The organism is Proteus columbae (assembly GCF_009914335.1).
In the GTDB taxonomy this organism is placed as follows: domain Bacteria; phylum Pseudomonadota; class Gammaproteobacteria; order Enterobacterales; family Enterobacteriaceae; genus Proteus.
In genome coordinates, this window is sequence record NZ_CP043925.1 from 556,536 (window position 1) to 572,899 (window position 16,364).

Genomic DNA, 16,364 nt, shown 5'->3' on the forward strand with positions numbered 1-16,364 from the left:
TTAAATCAAATGGGATAATAAACAAGAGAAATTGTTATTTAAAATAACGGAAATAAAAAATATTTAACATGATAAATATTGCAATATTCCTTCGGCAGCCTCTCTTCCTTCTGCTATTGCTGTTACCACAAGATCAGAACCTCGTACAATATCGCCCCCAGCAAACACTTTAGGGTTTGTTGTTTGATTTGGTATTTCTTGATTATCTGAAATAATAATTCTGCCTGAAGATGCATATTCAATATTATTTTCATCTAACCATGGATAATGTGCAGGTTTAAAGCCAAATGCCAGAATAACCGCATCAGTAGATAACAAATGCTCACTTCCTTCAATCGGCGTTAATGTTTTATCACTTTGAGTTTTAATAACGCGAATACCAACCACTTTATTTTGATTATCAACTTCTATATCTGTAGGTTGAAGATTAAATAAAAATTCGCCACCTTCTTCTTTGGCGTTTTTTACTTCACGTTTTGAACCTGGCATATTGCTTTCATCACGACGATAAACACAAGTGACTTTATTTGCACCTTGTCGAATTGCAGTACGCACACAGTCCATTGCGGTATCGCCACCGCCTAATATCACTACATTTTTATCTTTAAGGTCGATATAAGGTGTTTGAGGATCTTCACCATAACCCATTAAATAACGTGTATTACCAATTAAATAAGGTAGGGCGCTATAAACACCATCAGCATTTTCATTAGGAAAATGACCGCTTAAACTGTGATAGGTGCCCAATCCTAGAAAAACTGCGTCATATTGTGTTATTAGGGTATTTAGGGCGATATCTTTGCCTATTTCCGTATTAAGGCAAAACTCGATACCCATTTCACTAAATAATTCGCGGCGTCGGATCATCAGTGATTTTTCGAGTTTAAAAGAGGGTATCCCAAACGTAAGTAATCCGCCAATTTCTGGATGTTTATCATAAACAACCGGTTTCACACCTTGACGAATAAGAACATCTGCACAGGCAAGACCCGCAGGGCCTGCACCGATAATCGCAACTTTTTTATCAGTCATTGTGACGTGAGAAAGATCGGGGCGCCATCCTTGCGCTAAGGCGGTGTCATTGATGTAACGTTCAATATTACCAATTGTGACTGCACCAAAATCATCATTAAGCGTGCAGGCGCCTTCACAAAGCCTATCTTGAGGGCAAACGCGACCACAAATTTCAGGCAAACTGTTTGTTTGATGAGAAAGCTCGGCCGCTTCAATAATACGTCCTTCGTTTGCCAGCTTTAACCAATTAGGAATGTAATTATGAACAGGGCATTTCCATTCACAATAAGGATTCCCGCAACCTAAACAGCGATCAGCTTGTGCGGAGGCTTGCTGTGGTGAAAAGGCCTCATAGATTTCAACAAACTCAATTTTGCGAATTGCTAACGGTTTTTTAGTTGGCTCAACACGATTTAAGTCGATAAACTGATACACATTCTGACTCATAATATTCTCCTATTGTGCCTGAACGCGTAATTCAGCAGATGAACGACGAGGATGACCAAGCAACGCATTGACATCACTGGACTTTGGTTTAACCAACTTGAAGTGTTGTGACCAATATTCCCACTGTGAAAGTAATCTTTCTCCTTGCTGTGAGCCTGTTAGTCTGACATGTTCTGCAATCATGCCACGTAGATGTTCAGCGAGAATGGCAAAGGATGCAACAGGAAGCAACTCAATCGACGAAGTGTTGATCCGTTGCGATAATGTGAGGTCTTCATCTAATAGATAGGCAAATCCCCCCGTCATTCCTGCACCAAAGTTAATCCCTGTTTTACCGAGAACGCAGACAATACCGCCCGTCATATATTCACAGCCGTTATCACCAACGCCTTCAACAACAGCAATCGCACCAGAGTTTCTGACGGCGAAACGTTCACCTGCCAAGCCTGAAGCATACAGTTTCCCGCCTGTTGCGCCATAAAGGCACGTATTACCCATAATGGTTGCATGATGATTTTTAAAAGCAGAACCAACTGGAGGTGAAATTACAATACGACCGCCCGCCATACCTTTACCAACATAATCATTTGCATCACTGACTAAGGTTAATTCAAGGCCTTGTGCATTCCAGACACCAAAGCTTTGACCTGCGGTGCCCGTAAAATGAAGTTTTATAGGTGTTGCAGATAACCCATTCTCGCCATATTTCTTAGCAATAATGCCAGATAACGTTGCACCCACAGAGCGGTCTGTATTACGAATATCAAAATAGTGTGTTTGGCTTTTTTGCTGTTCAACGGCTTCAATCGTTTGAGTAACAATACGCTGGTTTAATTCACCTTTATCATAAGTTTCATTATTTTCCTGACAATAAAGGGCTTTACCTATGGGGGATGTCACTGTTTCTAGTAATCCGCCTAATGAGAGTTTTTGCTGTTTGCTCGTCACACCTTCTAAACAAGAAAGCAGATCGGTACGACCGATTAAGTCGGTAATTTTTCGTACTCCAAGCAATGCCATTAACTCACGGGTTTCTTGTGCAATAAAGCGGAAGTAGTTAATAACACGTTCAGGTAATCCGTGATAATGGTTACGACGTAGCGTTTCATCTTGAGTTGCAACACCCATTGCGCAATTATTTAAATGACAAATACGCAAGTATTTACAGCCTAACGCGACCATAGGACCTGTACCAAAACCAAAACTCTCTGCGCCCAAAATCGCCGCTTTAATAATATCGAGTCCTGTTTTTAATCCGCCATCGACTTGTAAACGAATTTTATGACGAAGATTGTTTGCCACCAGCGCTTGTTGGGTTTCCACTAAACCTAATTCCCACGGACTACCTGCATATTTTACAGAAGTTAAAGGACTTGCACCTGTACCTCCGTCATAACCTGCAATGGTTATCAAATCCGCGTAGGCTTTGGCAACACCAGTAGCAATGGTACCCACACCAGGCTCTGATACGAGTTTTACAGAAATCAGTGCAGTGGGATTGATCTGTTTTAAGTCGAAAATAAGCTGTGCTAAATCTTCAATAGAATATATATCGTGATGAGGTGGCGGTGATATTAAAGTAACACCAGGAACAGCGTAGCGTAATTGCGCAATATAAGGGGTGACTTTATCGCCGGGAAGTTGTCCTCCTTCACCGGGTTTTGCTCCTTGTGCGACTTTGATTTGCAAAACATCTGCACTCATTAGATAAGAAGGCGTCACGCCAAAACGACCCGAGGCAATTTGTTTAATGCGTGAGACTTTATTAGTACCGTAACGAGCCGGATCTTCACCGCCTTCGCCTGAATTTGAAAATCCGCCCAACGTATTCATCGCTTGCGCAAGGGCTTCATGAGCTTCTTTGCTTAAGGCACCAATTGACATTGCGGCGGTATCAAAGCGTTTAAATAATTCTGTTTCAGGTTCGACTTCTTCAATCGAGATAGGCGTTGCCTTGTTATTGAGGACTAGCATATCGCGCAATGTGGTTATTGGGCGTTGTTGTACCAGACTAGCATAATGCTGATACTCGGCATATTCCCCGCTATTTACCGCTTGTTGTAGTGCTTGAACGACATCAGGATTGTAGGCGTGATATTCCCCTTTATGCGCATATTTCAATAATCCCCCCGCCTCTAAAGGGTAACGGGTTAACCAAGCTCGTTTAGATAGATTGAATAAGTCGTGTTCAAAATCACTAAAGTCAGCGCCATTAATCCGATTATCAACGCCCGCAAAACAGAGCTCGACAACGCTATCATTTAATCCCACCGCTTCAAAAAGTTGAGAGCAACGGTAAGAAGCTACGGTTGAAATGCCCATTTTGGACATGATCTTATACAATCCTTTATTTATGCCGTTACGGTAATTAAGCATCACTTGGGCATAGCTTGCTTGCAGGATTTTTTTATCAACACGCTGAGCTAAAGATTCATAAGCAAGGTAAGGGTAAATAGCGGTAGCACCAAATCCGAGTAATACGGCGAAATGGTGAGGATCACGAGCACTGGCGGTTTCGACAATAATATTGGCATCACAGCGTAAGTTATTATCTACCAATGCTTTTTGTACCGCTCCAACTGCCATAGGAGCAGGAATAGGCAATCGCTCTTTAGTGATATTTCTATCTGATAAAACCAATAATACCGCACCACGGTGAACTTCCTGTTGTGCTTTTGCGCATAATTGGCGTAACGCTGTTTCTAGGTTGCATTCTGTTGGTTGATATGTGATATCAAGATGAACAGATTGGTAATAAGGACTTTCTTGATTAATAAGCTGTTGGAAATCGCTATAAAGCAAAATAGGCGATTTAAAACTCAGTCGATGAGCTTGACCTTCCGCTTCGCAAAACACATTCATCTCGCGCCCAATGCAGGTCGCTAAAGACATAACATGTGCTTCTCTTAATGAATCTATGGGAGGATTTGTTACTTGCGCAAATTTTTGTCTGAAATAGTCATAAATAAGCCGAGGGCGTTGAGAAAGTACAGCAAATGGTGTGTCATCGCCCATTGATCCTGTGGCTTCTTGCCCGTTTTCTGCAAGCACATGCAAAATGCTTTCAAGTTCTTCTTGGCTATATGCAAATTGTTTTTGATAAGTGGCTAATAAAGTGTCATCAAAGGCACGTTGTCCTGTAGCTTGTTGTTCTGGTAACTCTTCAAAGGGCGTTAAACGTTTGACATTGCGCTCTAACCACAGTTTATAAGGATGGCGTCTTTTTAAATCTTCATCGGTTTCGGCAGAGTGCAAAATACGCCCCTGATGAGTATCAATGACCATCAGCTCACCAGGACCTACACGTCCTTTTTCTCGCACTTCATCAGGCTGATAATCCCAAATACCAATTTCAGAAGCACAAGTGATGATGTTATCTGTGGTAATAACGTAACGAGCAGGGCGTAAACCGTTTCTATCTAGCGTACACGCAGCGTAACGACCATCTGATAATACAATGCCTGCGGGGCCATCCCAAGGCTCCATATGCATTGAGTTAAAATCAAAAAAGGCACGAAGATCTTCATCCATTTGTGGATTATTTTGCCATGCAGGCGGCACTAACAATCGCATTGCACGAACAATATCCATACCGCCATTGAGAAAAAGTTCTAGCATATTGTCGAGTGAACTTGAATCTGAGCCACTCTCATTCACAAAAGGCGCTGCACTTTGTAGATCAGGAATAAGTGGTGTATGGAATTTATAGGCACGCGCTCTTGCCCATTGGCGATTGCCTGTAATGGTATTTATTTCACCATTATGAGCAAGATAGCGAAAAGGTTGTGCAAGAGGCCATCTTGGTGTGGTGTTAGTTGAAAAACGCTGGTGGAATAAACAAATTGAAGATTCCATGCGTAGATCGGCAAGATCGGTAAAAAAGCGCGGTAAATCAATGGCCATGCAGAGACCTTTATAGATGGTCACTAAATTAGAAAGACTACAAATATAAAAATCATTGTCAGTAATGCGCTTTTCAATACGTCTGCGGGCAATAAAGAGTCGTCTCTCAATATCACTTATCCGCCATCCTGCGGGGGCATTAACAAAAACTTGTTCGATTAAAGGAAGAGAAGAAAGGGCAATACTCCCTAAAATATCAGTGTTAATAGGCACTTTACGCCAGCCGACAATAGAAAGTGTTTCACGTTGTAGCTCTTCTTCAACGATGAGACGGCATTGTTTGGCAATATTGGGATCTTGGCTTAAAAATAGCATCCCTACGGCGTAATTTTTTGCTAAATGCCAGCCTTTTTCTTGTGCAACTAATTGGAAGAAACGCTCTGGTTTTTGTAAGAGTAATCCGCATCCATCGCCGGTTTTACCATCAGAAAGAATCGCACCACGATGTTGCATTCTGGCAAGACCATGTATGGCATTTCTGACAATCTTATGGCTGGCTTGCCCTTCAATATGTGCAATCAACCCAAACCCACAATTGTCTTTTTCCTGTGTCTTTTGATAGAGCATTTTTTTGCTTCCTACTTAGTTTACTGGGCGCCTCAAAAAAGAGCGCAAAAGGAACGTTTTGGCTCTAAGTATGTAGGTAAATTTATGGGTGCTCAGTCGGGTGATGTTGTGTTTGCCTAGCTTGGTGTGTTTTTTATATTGCTATGCAATGCCTTTTCAACTTATCGATAAATAAAAATCAGGTCAATGTGTAGGGATATTTGACTGAGATAAAATAGATAAGGATATTTTTATTTTAATACATTGATTAATAACTAAATTATTCTATTTTAAAATAGTATGAGAGCGATTTTTTAATGTGAGCTATATCACTTTATTTGAGCGGTTTAGCTTTATCTCATCCTTTAATGATAAAAACGGGTAGTGAGTTATTCTACTGAATATATTGATTTTGGAGTTTTATTGTTTTTATACATTTTGTATAAAAAAAGACAAATTGAATTTTTTCTAATAAGGTCTATTTATCGTTGATATTGCTATCGTCTATGTTGCTTGGTTTTTGTATTATTTTTATGAATGCATATGTCTGAATAGACTCGTTGAGAGAAAATAGAGGGTTAAATCAAACAAAGTAATGAGAAATAACCACTCTTAGTAAGATTTCTGAATGTTCGCCACTGCGCCAATTCATTTTTGGGTTATCATTCCATAGATTCAATATATTGGAGTTTTCAATGAAATTGCTCAAAGGGCTTGCCCAATACTACGTTGACTTAATGATGAGGCTGGGGCTAATTCGCTTCTCATTGTTGTTAGCTTCTGCATTAGTTGTTTTAGCGATGGTTGTTCAAATGGCGGTGACATTCTTGCTTGCAGGTGATGTTACCAGTATTGACCTTGTTCGCTCTATTTTCTTTGGGCTGATCATTACGCCTTGGGCTGTCTATTTTCTCTCTGTTGTGGTTGAACAACTTGAAGAATCACGACGCCGTTTATCTCGTATGGTGGATAAACTAGGTGTAATGCGCCAGCGCGACTTAGAGCTTAACTCTCAATTAAAAGAGAATATTGAGCAATTAAACTTGGAAATTCAAGAGCGTGAAAAAGTTGAAAAAGCACACCTTGAACTACTAGAAAAACTAAAAAGTGAAATGAAGCGTCGTGAATTGACGCAAATCGAGCTTGAACAGCAATCCTCACTTTTACGCTCATTCCTAGATGCCTCTCCTGACTTAGTTTATTACCGTAATGAAGATAATGAATTTTCAGGATGTAACCGTGCGACGGAATTACTGACAGGTAAAAGTGAAAAGCAACTTATCGGTTTAACACCACTTGATGTGTATGACGAAGATATTGCGATAAAAGTGATGGAAACGGATGAAAAAGTCTTCCGTCATAATGTGTCGCTCACTTATGAGCAGTGGTTAGTTTATCCTGATGGCCGCAAGGCTTGTTTTGAACTACGAAAAGTGCCGTTTTATGATCGTATTGGTAAACGTCATGGCTTAATGGGCTTTGGACGTGACATTACAGAGCGTAAGCGCTATCAAGACGCGTTAGAGAACGCGAGCCGTGATAAAACCACCTTTATCTCAACAATCAGCCATGAATTGCGTACACCGCTAAATGGTATTGTTGGATTAAGTCGTATCTTATTGGATACCGAGCTTTCACCAGAACAACTCAATTACTTAAAAACGATCCATGTGAGTGCGATTACGTTAGGGAATATTTTTAATGACGTGATTGAGATGGACAAAATTGAGCGTAGAAAAATTCAGTTAGATAACCAGCCAATTGACTTTACTGAATTTATTTCTGATTTAGAAAACCTGTCTGGATTGTTAGTACAGCCAAAAGGATTGAAATTCACACTCGAAGCCGAAGAAACGCTACCGCATAAGATAACCTCTGATGGGACTCGATTACGCCAGATCTTATGGAATCTCATTGGTAATGCTGTGAAGTTTACTCAAGAAGGTGAAATCAAAGTGCGTATTTGGCAAGAAGCGCCAGATAAGTTGTTATTTGAAGTGAAAGATAGCGGAATTGGTATTCCAAAAAGTGAGCTTGAGAAGATCTTTGCTATGTACTATCAAGTCAATGATAGTCAAGGTGGTCGTTCTGCAACGGGAACGGGTATCGGACTTGCTGTCTCAAAACGCCTAGCACAGCATATGGGCGGCGATATTCGTGTTGAGAGTGAGTTAGGTGAGGGTTCTACCTTTACGCTCTCTATCGTCGCTCCTGCGATTGAAGAGCACCACGATATCGAAAGTGATGATGAACTCTTATTACCTGCTTTAAATATTCTGCTTGTTGAAGATATAGAACTTAACGTGATTGTTGCCTGCTCTGTTTTAGAAAAATTGGGTAATACCGTTGATGTGGCAATGACAGGGCAAGAAGCGCTATCGATGTTTAAGCCTGATGAATATGACTTAGTGCTACTAGACATTCAATTACCTGATATGACTGGCTTCGATATTTCAAGAAAATTACGTCAAGAATTCGACAGTAATGAACTTCCTCCTCTTATCGCTTTAACAGCAAATGTTTTGAAAGACAAAAAAGAGTATTTGGATGCGGGAATGAATGATGTGCTAAGTAAACCACTTTCTGTGGATGCACTTACCGCGATTATCAACAAATTCTGGGGTGATGGTGCGGTTTCTATGCCATGTAATGATCCATCGGAATTGTTGAATAAAAATGAAGAATTATTAGATATAGACATGCTGAATCAATACATCGAACTTGTCGGACCTCAATTAATCACTGATGGTCTAGATGTTTTTGAAAAGATGATGCCAAGTTATATGTCAGTCCTTGAATCTAACCTAACAGCGCGTGATCAGAAGGGCATCACTGAGGAAGGACATAAAATCAAAGGTGCAGCAGGTTCTATTGGTTTAAAACATTTACAGCAACTCGCTAAACAGATCCAATCACCGGAATTACCTGCTTGGTGGGACAATGTACAAGAGTGGGTCGATGAGCTAGGGAAGGATTGGAGAAAGGATATAGAAAGTTTAAGAAACTGGTTGGCAGACGCTAGAAAAAAATAACCCCAACCGAAGTTGGGGTGCGCGAATACTGCGCCAACACCAGGGAAACTTTTCTATCCGCTTTTTTTGATTCTCATTACATAGGCGAATAGGATGAAACTATTCCATACATCATACAAGCAACAAAATAGCAAAGATAAGTTTTTTTGTTACAAGAAACATTTAAATATGTGATGCCGATTGGTGTTTACACCTATAAATGGGTAACTAGTAATCTACTACAAACGGAGAAAGATATGAAATCAATTGCGGTAATTTTAAGTGGCTGTGGTGTATTCGATGGGAGCGAAATCCATGAATCAGTGCTCACAATGCTTGCTTTAAGCCAAAATAATGCTGAAGTTCATTATTTTTCACCTAATGATTTGCAACCAACTGTAATTAATCATATTACAGGTGAGGAAAAATCAGAAAAAAGGAATATGATGGAAGAATCCTCTCGTATTTCTCGTGGAAAAATCTCCCCTTTATCAGAGGCAAAGGCTGAAAACTTTGATGCTGTCATTATTCCTGGTGGCTTTGGTGCCGCGAAGAATTTATGCAATTTCGCAACAAAAGGGAGTGACTGTGAAATTAACAAAGATCTCTTAAGATTTGTACAAGCGATGCATCAGCAAAATAAGCCATTAGGGTTAATATGTATTGCGCCTGTAATGTTACCAAAAATGTTAAATTCTCCAGTAAAATTAACAATTGGAAATGACGCAGAAACAGCTCGTGCAATTGAAAAGATGGGCGGCGTCCATATAGATTGCCCGGTTGATGATATTGTTGTTGATGAAAAATATCGTGTTGTCACAACTCCTGCGTATATGCTTGCACAATCTATTGCACAAGCACAGGTAGGTATTGAGAAACTAGTTAAGAAAGTCCTTGAGATGGCATAAATAGTAGGTAAAAACAGCAGATGGTACTGGTGAGAAAGTTAAAAAAACTATTAATTATTTTAATTGCTTTATGGCTGTTAACAGTTGTGCTGTTTTCTTTTTTACCTGTGCCTTTTTCTGCTGTTATGGTTCAAAGACAAATTTCTGCTTGGAGTGAGTTTGATTTCTCTTATGTATCACATTCCACTTGGGTAAGTGAAAAAGAGATAGCTTCTGTGATGTATTTAGCCGTTATTGCTTCTGAAGATCAAAATTTTCCCAAACATTGGGGCTTCGATTTTGATGCTATTGAGAAAGTTTTCAAAAAAAATCATAACAACGGGAAAACATTACGTGGTGCATCGACTATTTCTCAGCAAACGGTCAAAAATCTCTTTTTATGGGATGGTCGTAGTTGGATAAGAAAAGGGCTTGAGACGGGAATGACGCCAGTTGTCGAGCTTATTTGGTCAAAAAAACGTATTTTAACGGTGTATCTGAATATTGTTGAATTTGGTGATGGGATCTTCGGTGTAGAGCAGGCTTCTCAATACTATTTTAGAAAGCCAGCGAAACAACTTACAAGCCATGAAGCTGCATTATTAGCCGCAGTATTGCCTAACCCGCATATTTATCACGTAAATAAACCTTCTGCTTATACCTTAAAACGGCAACAGTGGATCTTAAATCAGATGCGACTAATGGGGGGAATAGCCTTTTTAAAGAAAAATAATTTGTAACACCTTTATAAGGTCGGAAACACTTTACTTTCTGGCTCTGCGATTTTTTCTGACATTTTGTTTATCGTCGATGGATCATTAGCTTGACGAGATTGAATGCGAAACTGTGACGGTGTCATGCCATATTTACGTTTAAATGCATCACAAAAATAAGCATTGCTTCCAAATCCACAACGATGGCTGATTTGAAATACCGAGTAATTAGAGAATGTGAGGTAGTTTAAAGCGATCCCCATTCTGACATCTAATAGCAATTGGCAGAATGAAACCCCTTCTTTATTTAAATGCCGACGTAATGTCGATGGCGTCGTAAACAATGTTTTTGCGACATCTTCTAAATGCCATTTTCGCTGTGGATCTTGTGTTATCAGGTGTGTAATGGCCTGATTTTTCGGCTCATCATAGTTAAAACGAAAGATATTTAGAATATCCACACCTGCCTGATGTACCGCCATTAAAATAAAGAATAAGCACTGCTGCATAAACATGGTTTCTTGTGATGGAGAGCCATGTGGTAGCGGTAAACACTGTTTTAAAATTCCAAAATTACTTTTTATCACTTCAGGAGTTGATAAATGGTAAGAAGGAAGGTGGCTTGTGAGTGGCGAGCTAGATTTAATTAAAGGTTTTAGTAAAGAGAAAACCGATTGAAGCTCTGTTTCACATAACACAAGCGTGTGTAGTTCAATAGATTTATGCGTAAATTGGCTGACAATATCGCAAGAAACTTGACTGTATTTCGGAATAATAAGCGTTAAATGGCTTGATACATCAATAGTTTGCCCATTGATGCAAATTGTACCTTTTGCGCCACTAACCATCGCTATCATCGGGTTTTCGATGTAAAACGTTTTTAAAGACATTTGGTTAGAGGACAGGATGTGTTTGTATTCCATGATCTCCGATATACCGTAGGCAAGTTAAGCATTAATCTTGCTTAAATGAACAATACTCAAAATTAGCTCATTTGTTGTATAAACTGATAAGCCACGTCTAGAATAATAAATAGAGAGATTATTCTAATTTAAATTAGTGTTGTCATGCAAAGCAGAATGAGAGCAAAACAGAATATAATCTTGCTGATAAAACATGACAATATAGATATTTGCTCATTTTTTACATTTATTTTAAACAGTGTCATTTTTTCTAAATAAATTGTTATTTATTCAAAACGCATTTTTCGTAATAAGGTGTAGAATCGCGCGTCAAAGACGAAGGAGATTATCCTGTTCTTAGGATATCACTGTTTGTCTTTTATCCACACCCTATCCAACATTCATTAGCTTATTTTCTATTTGATTTTGAATGACTCAATCTTATGGATAGCGCTGTATGTATTCACGTATTTTCCTGATTTATTGATAATTTTGCCGAGTTGGCAGGAGTGAGTATGTCTGACTTTTCAGGGAAGGGTTGGCTTGCTGAAATCGTTTTACGTTATGAAGTAAAACGCGAAATAACACGTCTTACAGAAAAGCGCCATATCGGCCCATTAATGGTTCAGCGTCCTTTTTATCCTGAGCAAGGTATTGCACACACTTATTTGCTTCATCCCCCAGGCGGTGTGGTTGGTGGCGATAATCTATTGATCAATATTGATGTGCAGCCTCAAGCGCACGCGTTGCTCACAACACCTGGAGCCACTAAGTTTTACCGTAGTGCAGGTGGTGTTGCTCGGCAAGTTCAAACTTTAAAAGTGGCAGCTAATGGCTTTTTAGAGTGGTTACCTCAAGAAAATATCTTTTTTCCTGAAGCTCAAGTTTGCCTAGAAACGCATATTCATATTGCATCTACAGCCAGATTTATTGGCTGGGAAATCCAATGCTTTGGTCGCCCCGTTTTAAATGAATGGTTTGAAAATGGCAATGTAAAAGGGCGTTTAAATTTCTATATTGATGAAAAGTTGACATTAACTGAGTCACTTTTTGTCGATGGTTTACAAAAAAGATCGGCTGCCATGCGTGAATTTCCGATGTTGGGGGCACTTTATATTTATCCCGCAACAGACGAATTAAAAAGCCTCATTCAACAGAGCGTTGAGATTTCTTCAGCCACTTACGATCCTGTTATCGAATATGGTTTAACGGATGTAGACGGTATTTTAGTTTTACGGTTATTAGGCTCGCAAACAGAGCCGATGATGGCGTGTTTTGCTCAAGTTTGGCAAACCGTCAGACAACACTGGTTAGGGTATTGCCCTGAGCCGCCTCGTATATGGGCGACATAATCGTTAATTTTAGGAGCAGAAATGGAATTAACACCAAGAGAAAAAGATAAATTACTGCTTTTTACAGCGGGTCTTGTTGCTGAAAGACGTTTAGCGAAAGGGCTCAAGCTTAATTATCCTGAAGCGGTTGCACTTATCAGTTGCGCCATTATGGAAGGCGCGCGCGAAGGTAAAACTGTTGCCCAATTGATGAGTGAAGGGCGTACTGTTTTGACGGCAGAGCAAGTCATGGAAGGGGTGCCAGAAATGATCAAAGACATTCAAGTAGAATGCACATTCCCTGATGGCACAAAGCTTGTTTCTATTCACGATCCTATTGTGTAGGTAACAACATGATACCCGGTGAAATTAGAGTTAATCAGGCATTAGGGGATATCGAGCTTAATGCCGGTCGAGAGACAAAAACAATACAGGTTGCTAATCATGGTGATAGACCCGTGCAAGTCGGTTCTCATTATCATTTTTATGAAGTGAATGACGCACTGAAATTTGAACGAGAAGGCACTTTGGGTTTTCGTTTAAATATTCCAGCGGGCATGGCGGTTCGTTTTGAACCCGGTCAAAGCCGCACAGTCGAATTGGTGGCTTTTGCAGGAAAACGTGAAATTTACGGTTTTCATGGCAAAGTGATGGGTAAATTGGAGAGTGAGAAAAAATGAAAACTATCTCACGTCAAGCTTATGCAGATATGTTTGGCCCCACAACTGGCGACCGTCTGCGATTAGCTGATACTGAGCTTTTTCTTGAAATTGAAAAAGACTTCACCACTTATGGCGAAGAGGTCAAGTTTGGTGGTGGTAAAGTTATTCGTGATGGTATGGGGCAGAGCCAAGTCATCAATGCTGAATGTGTCGATGTACTTATTACAAACGCCATTATTTTAGATCATTGGGGTATCGTAAAAGCGGATATCGGTATTAAAGATGGTCGCATTGTGGGTATCGGTAAAGCCGGTAATCCTGATGTACAGCCTAATGTGGATATTGTTGTAGGGCCTGCCACTGAAGTGGTTGCTGGTGAAGGTAAAATTGTTACCGCGGGTGGCGTTGATACGCATATTCACTTTATCTGCCCTCAACAAGCACAAGAAGGTTTAGTGTCTGGTGTCACCACGTTTATTGGTGGTGGTACAGGACCAGTAGCTGGAACAAATGCAACCACAGTCACTCCGGGTATTTGGAACATGCACCGCATGTTAGAGGCTGTTGATGAACTCCCGATTAATGTTGGTTTATTTGGTAAAGGCTGTGTGAGTCAACCTGAAGCCGTTCGTGAGCAAATTGAAGCGGGTGCTATTGGTCTAAAAATTCATGAAGACTGGGGCGCAACACCAATGGCAATTCATAACTGCCTTAATGTTGCCGATGAAATGGATGTGCAAGTTGCTATTCACTCTGACACCTTAAATGAAGGCGGTTTCTATGAAGAAACTGTGAAAGCAATTGCTGGTCGTGTGATCCACGTTTTCCACACCGAAGGCGCGGGTGGTGGGCATGCACCCGATGTAATCAAATCAGTCGGAGAGCCAAATATTCTCCCCGCTTCAACCAATCCTACAATGCCTTATACCATTAACACGGTAGATGAGCATCTTGATATGTTGATGGTTTGCCATCACCTTGATCCTTCTATTCCTGAAGATGTGGCTTTTGCTGAATCTCGTATTCGCCGTGAAACCATTGCTGCGGAAGATATTTTGCATGATATGGGCGCTATTTCTGTTATGTCGTCGGACTCGCAGGCAATGGGGCGCGTAGGTGAAGTGATCCTTCGTACTTGGCAATGTGCACACAAAATGAAATTACAACGTGGCATATTAGAAGGTGACACACCTGAAAGTGATAACCATCGCATTAAACGCTATGTGGCGAAATACACTATTAATCCTGCTTTAGCGCATGGTATTGCACATGAAGTTGGTTCTATTGAAAAAGGAAAATTGGCTGATCTGGTTTTATGGGATCCGGCTTTCTTTGGTGTGAAACCCGCATTGATCATGAAAGGTGGCATGGTGGCTTATGCGCCAATGGGTGATATTAACGCGGCTATTCCAACGCCTCAGCCTGTGCATTATCGTCCAATGTATGCGTGTTTAGGTAAAGCGAAATATCAAACGTCGATGATCTTTATGTCGAAAGCGGGGATCGACGCAGGTGTACCTGAAAAGCTGGGCTTAAAGAGCTTAATTGGTCGTGTTAAAGGTTGTCGTAATGTGACTAAAGCTTCGATGATCCACAATAGTTATGTGCCTCATATCGAGCTTGATCCTCAAACCTATATTGTGAAAGCTGATGGTGTGCCATTAGTATGCGAACCTGCAACGCAATTACCTATGGCACAACGCTATTTCCTCTTTTGATTAGCGTTTTACCGAGAATATAGAGAATGAAACGATTTACTCAACTTATTGATAAACAAAAAGCGCTTGAAACAGCAACGTCAGAAAAACAGGCTCTTACTTTGTGCTTAACGATGGATGAAAGAACCAAAAGCCGTTTAAAAGTGACCTTAAGTGATGGGCAAGAAGCTGGGCTATTTTTGCCTCGTGGTACGGTGCTAAAAGAGGGCGATATCTTACTATCAGAAGATAATACGCTGGTAACGATTGAAGCGGCAAAAGAGCAAGTTTCAACCGTGTATAGTGACGATCCGCTGTTATTGGCTCGTGTTTGTTACCACTTAGGTAATCGTCATGTTCCATTACAAATCGAAGCGGGTTGGTGTCGTTATTTTCATGATCATGTTTTAGATGATATGGCGAGAGGTTTAGGCGCCAATGTAGTGGTGGGTTTAGAGAAATATCAACCTGAGCCAGGCGCTTATGGTGGATCGTCAGGTGGTCATCATCACCATCACTCTCATGACGATGACGATCATCATCATCATCACTAATTATTTGAATAAGGGAGCCTATTGATGCTTGCAGATCTGCGCTTATATCAATTAGTCAGTCCTTCTCTACCTGTGGGATCGTTTACTTATTCCCAAGGGTTAGAGTGGGCGATTGAAAAGGGTTGGGTTTGTTGTCCGCAAACATTATCGGATTGGTTAAGTACCCAAATGACCAGCACTATAGCAACGTTAGAGCTCCCTATCTTACGGCGATTACAAGAAAATTTGGCACAAGCCAAAATGAGTGAAGTGAAATATTGGTGTGATTTTATTGTCGCAAGTCGTGAAACTAAAGAGCTAAGACAAGAAGAGCGCCAACGAGGTATCGCTTTTGCTCGTTTACTTCCTCAATTAGATATTGAGTTAGATGAAACTTTACAAGCATGTGTAAAACAGACACAACTCATGGCGTTTGCGTTAGCTGCTGTGAAATGGAATATCTCCTCTGAAAAGTTATGTTGTGCTTACGCTTGGGGTTGGCTTGAAAATACAGTGATGTCAGGCGTAAAACTGATCCCATTAGGGCAAAGTGCGGGGCAGAAAATATTGTTTACATTAGCAGAGCAGATCCCTGCCATTGTTGAGCAATCTGCACATTGGCCAACGGAAGATATTGGGAGTTTTACACCCGCACAAATTATTGCCAGTAGTCGCCATGAAACACAATACACTCGACTTTTTCGTTCATGAGAAATCT

The 16,364-nt window shown here is 40.4% G+C and carries 12 protein-coding genes; 9 read left to right on the forward strand and 3 right to left on the reverse strand.

The genetic code is table 11. The features are described from left to right. Positions 1-63: 63 nt before the first annotated feature. Together F1325_RS02705 and gltB are read right to left on the reverse strand one after the other, a co-directional pair. Complete coding sequence (locus F1325_RS02705; RefSeq protein WP_109371923.1) at positions 64-1,461, reverse strand: FAD-dependent oxidoreductase; 1,398 nt, start codon at positions 1,459-1,461, stop codon at positions 64-66. A 9-nt stretch (positions 1,462-1,470) separates the two neighbouring features. Then, positions 1,471-5,931 (reverse strand): glutamate synthase large subunit, encoded by a 4,461-nt coding sequence (gene gltB / locus F1325_RS02710; RefSeq protein ID WP_160229960.1) that lies wholly within the window; start codon positions 5,929-5,931, stop codon positions 1,471-1,473. 674 nt (positions 5,932-6,605) lie between these two features. Here gltB and arcB point away from each other — a divergent pair. The 3 genes from arcB (at position 6,606) to mtgA (ending at position 10,548) form a co-directional block, all read left to right on the forward strand. Continuing rightward, on the forward strand, positions 6,606-8,942 hold the full coding sequence (gene arcB, locus F1325_RS02715; RefSeq protein ID WP_160229961.1) for an aerobic respiration two-component sensor histidine kinase ArcB: 2,337 nt from the start codon (positions 6,606-6,608) through the stop codon (positions 8,940-8,942). Positions 8,943-9,178: 236 nt separating this feature from the next. Continuing rightward, positions 9,179-9,829 (forward strand): isoprenoid biosynthesis glyoxalase ElbB, encoded by a 651-nt coding sequence (gene elbB, locus F1325_RS02720; RefSeq protein WP_109371917.1) that lies wholly within the window; start codon positions 9,179-9,181, stop codon positions 9,827-9,829. A gap of 20 nt (positions 9,830-9,849) precedes the next feature. Next, a complete protein-coding gene (gene mtgA, locus F1325_RS02725; protein WP_160229962.1) occupies positions 9,850-10,548 on the forward strand; it encodes a monofunctional biosynthetic peptidoglycan transglycosylase in 699 nt (232 codons plus the stop codon). A gap of 5 nt (positions 10,549-10,553) precedes the next feature. On the opposite strand, the gene F1325_RS02730 is transcribed toward mtgA, so the two are convergent. Then, positions 10,554-11,444 (reverse strand): AraC family transcriptional regulator, encoded by an 891-nt coding sequence (locus F1325_RS02730; RefSeq protein WP_160229963.1) that lies wholly within the window; start codon positions 11,442-11,444, stop codon positions 10,554-10,556. A 494-nt stretch (positions 11,445-11,938) separates the two neighbouring features. Here F1325_RS02730 and F1325_RS02735 point away from each other — a divergent pair, with 494 nt between their 5' ends. The 6 genes from F1325_RS02735 to F1325_RS02760 are packed head-to-tail and all read left to right on the forward strand — an operon-like array spanning position 11,939 to position 16,357. Further along, positions 11,939-12,775, forward strand: a complete 837-nt coding sequence (locus F1325_RS02735; protein ID WP_160229964.1) for an urease accessory protein UreD — start codon at positions 11,939-11,941, stop codon at positions 12,773-12,775. A gap of 21 nt (positions 12,776-12,796) precedes the next feature. Next, positions 12,797-13,099, forward strand: coding sequence for an urease subunit gamma (locus tag F1325_RS02740; protein ID WP_023582851.1), 303 nt, complete (start codon positions 12,797-12,799; stop codon positions 13,097-13,099). Between the two features lie 8 nt (positions 13,100-13,107). Then, positions 13,108-13,434 carry an urease subunit beta gene (locus tag F1325_RS02745; RefSeq protein WP_069368686.1) on the forward strand — a complete coding sequence of 109 codons (327 nt, stop codon included), beginning with the start codon at positions 13,108-13,110 and terminating at the stop codon, positions 13,432-13,434. Then, a complete protein-coding gene (gene ureC, locus F1325_RS02750; RefSeq protein WP_109371909.1) occupies positions 13,431-15,134 on the forward strand; it encodes an urease subunit alpha in 1,704 nt (567 codons plus the stop codon). The genes F1325_RS02745 and ureC overlap by 4 nt, the downstream gene beginning before the upstream one ends. A gap of 26 nt (positions 15,135-15,160) precedes the next feature. Continuing rightward, positions 15,161-15,667 (forward strand): urease accessory protein UreE, encoded by a 507-nt coding sequence (gene ureE, locus F1325_RS02755; protein ID WP_160229965.1) that lies wholly within the window; start codon positions 15,161-15,163, stop codon positions 15,665-15,667. Positions 15,668-15,691: 24 nt separating this feature from the next. Further along, positions 15,692-16,357 carry an urease accessory protein UreF gene (locus tag F1325_RS02760; RefSeq protein ID WP_160229966.1) on the forward strand — a complete coding sequence of 222 codons (666 nt, stop codon included), beginning with the start codon at positions 15,692-15,694 and terminating at the stop codon, positions 16,355-16,357. Positions 16,358-16,364 lie beyond the last annotated feature (7 nt).

Bases quoted from the DNA above. Each gene is read 5' to 3' on its own strand.
- gltB (WP_160229960.1), bottom strand. From the start codon at position 5,931: ATGCTCTATCAAAAGACACAGGAAAAAGACAATTGTGGGTTTGGGTTG.
- F1325_RS02735 (WP_160229964.1), top strand. From the start codon at position 11,939: ATGTCTGACTTTTCAGGGAAGGGTTGGCTTGCTGAAATCGTTTTACGT.
- F1325_RS02760 (WP_160229966.1), top strand. From the start codon at position 15,692: ATGCTTGCAGATCTGCGCTTATATCAATTAGTCAGTCCTTCTCTACCT.
- elbB (WP_109371917.1), top strand. From the start codon at position 9,179: ATGAAATCAATTGCGGTAATTTTAAGTGGCTGTGGTGTATTCGATGGG.
- F1325_RS02705 (WP_109371923.1), bottom strand. From the start codon at position 1,461: ATGAGTCAGAATGTGTATCAGTTTATCGACTTAAATCGTGTTGAGCCA.
- F1325_RS02740 (WP_023582851.1), top strand. From the start codon at position 12,797: ATGGAATTAACACCAAGAGAAAAAGATAAATTACTGCTTTTTACAGCG.
- arcB (WP_160229961.1), top strand. From the start codon at position 6,606: ATGAAATTGCTCAAAGGGCTTGCCCAATACTACGTTGACTTAATGATG.
- F1325_RS02730 (WP_160229963.1), bottom strand. From the start codon at position 11,444: ATGGAATACAAACACATCCTGTCCTCTAACCAAATGTCTTTAAAAACG.
- F1325_RS02745 (WP_069368686.1), top strand. From the start codon at position 13,108: ATGATACCCGGTGAAATTAGAGTTAATCAGGCATTAGGGGATATCGAG.
- mtgA (WP_160229962.1), top strand. From the start codon at position 9,850: ATGGTACTGGTGAGAAAGTTAAAAAAACTATTAATTATTTTAATTGCT.
- ureE (WP_160229965.1), top strand. From the start codon at position 15,161: ATGAAACGATTTACTCAACTTATTGATAAACAAAAAGCGCTTGAAACA.
- ureC (WP_109371909.1), top strand. From the start codon at position 13,431: ATGAAAACTATCTCACGTCAAGCTTATGCAGATATGTTTGGCCCCACA.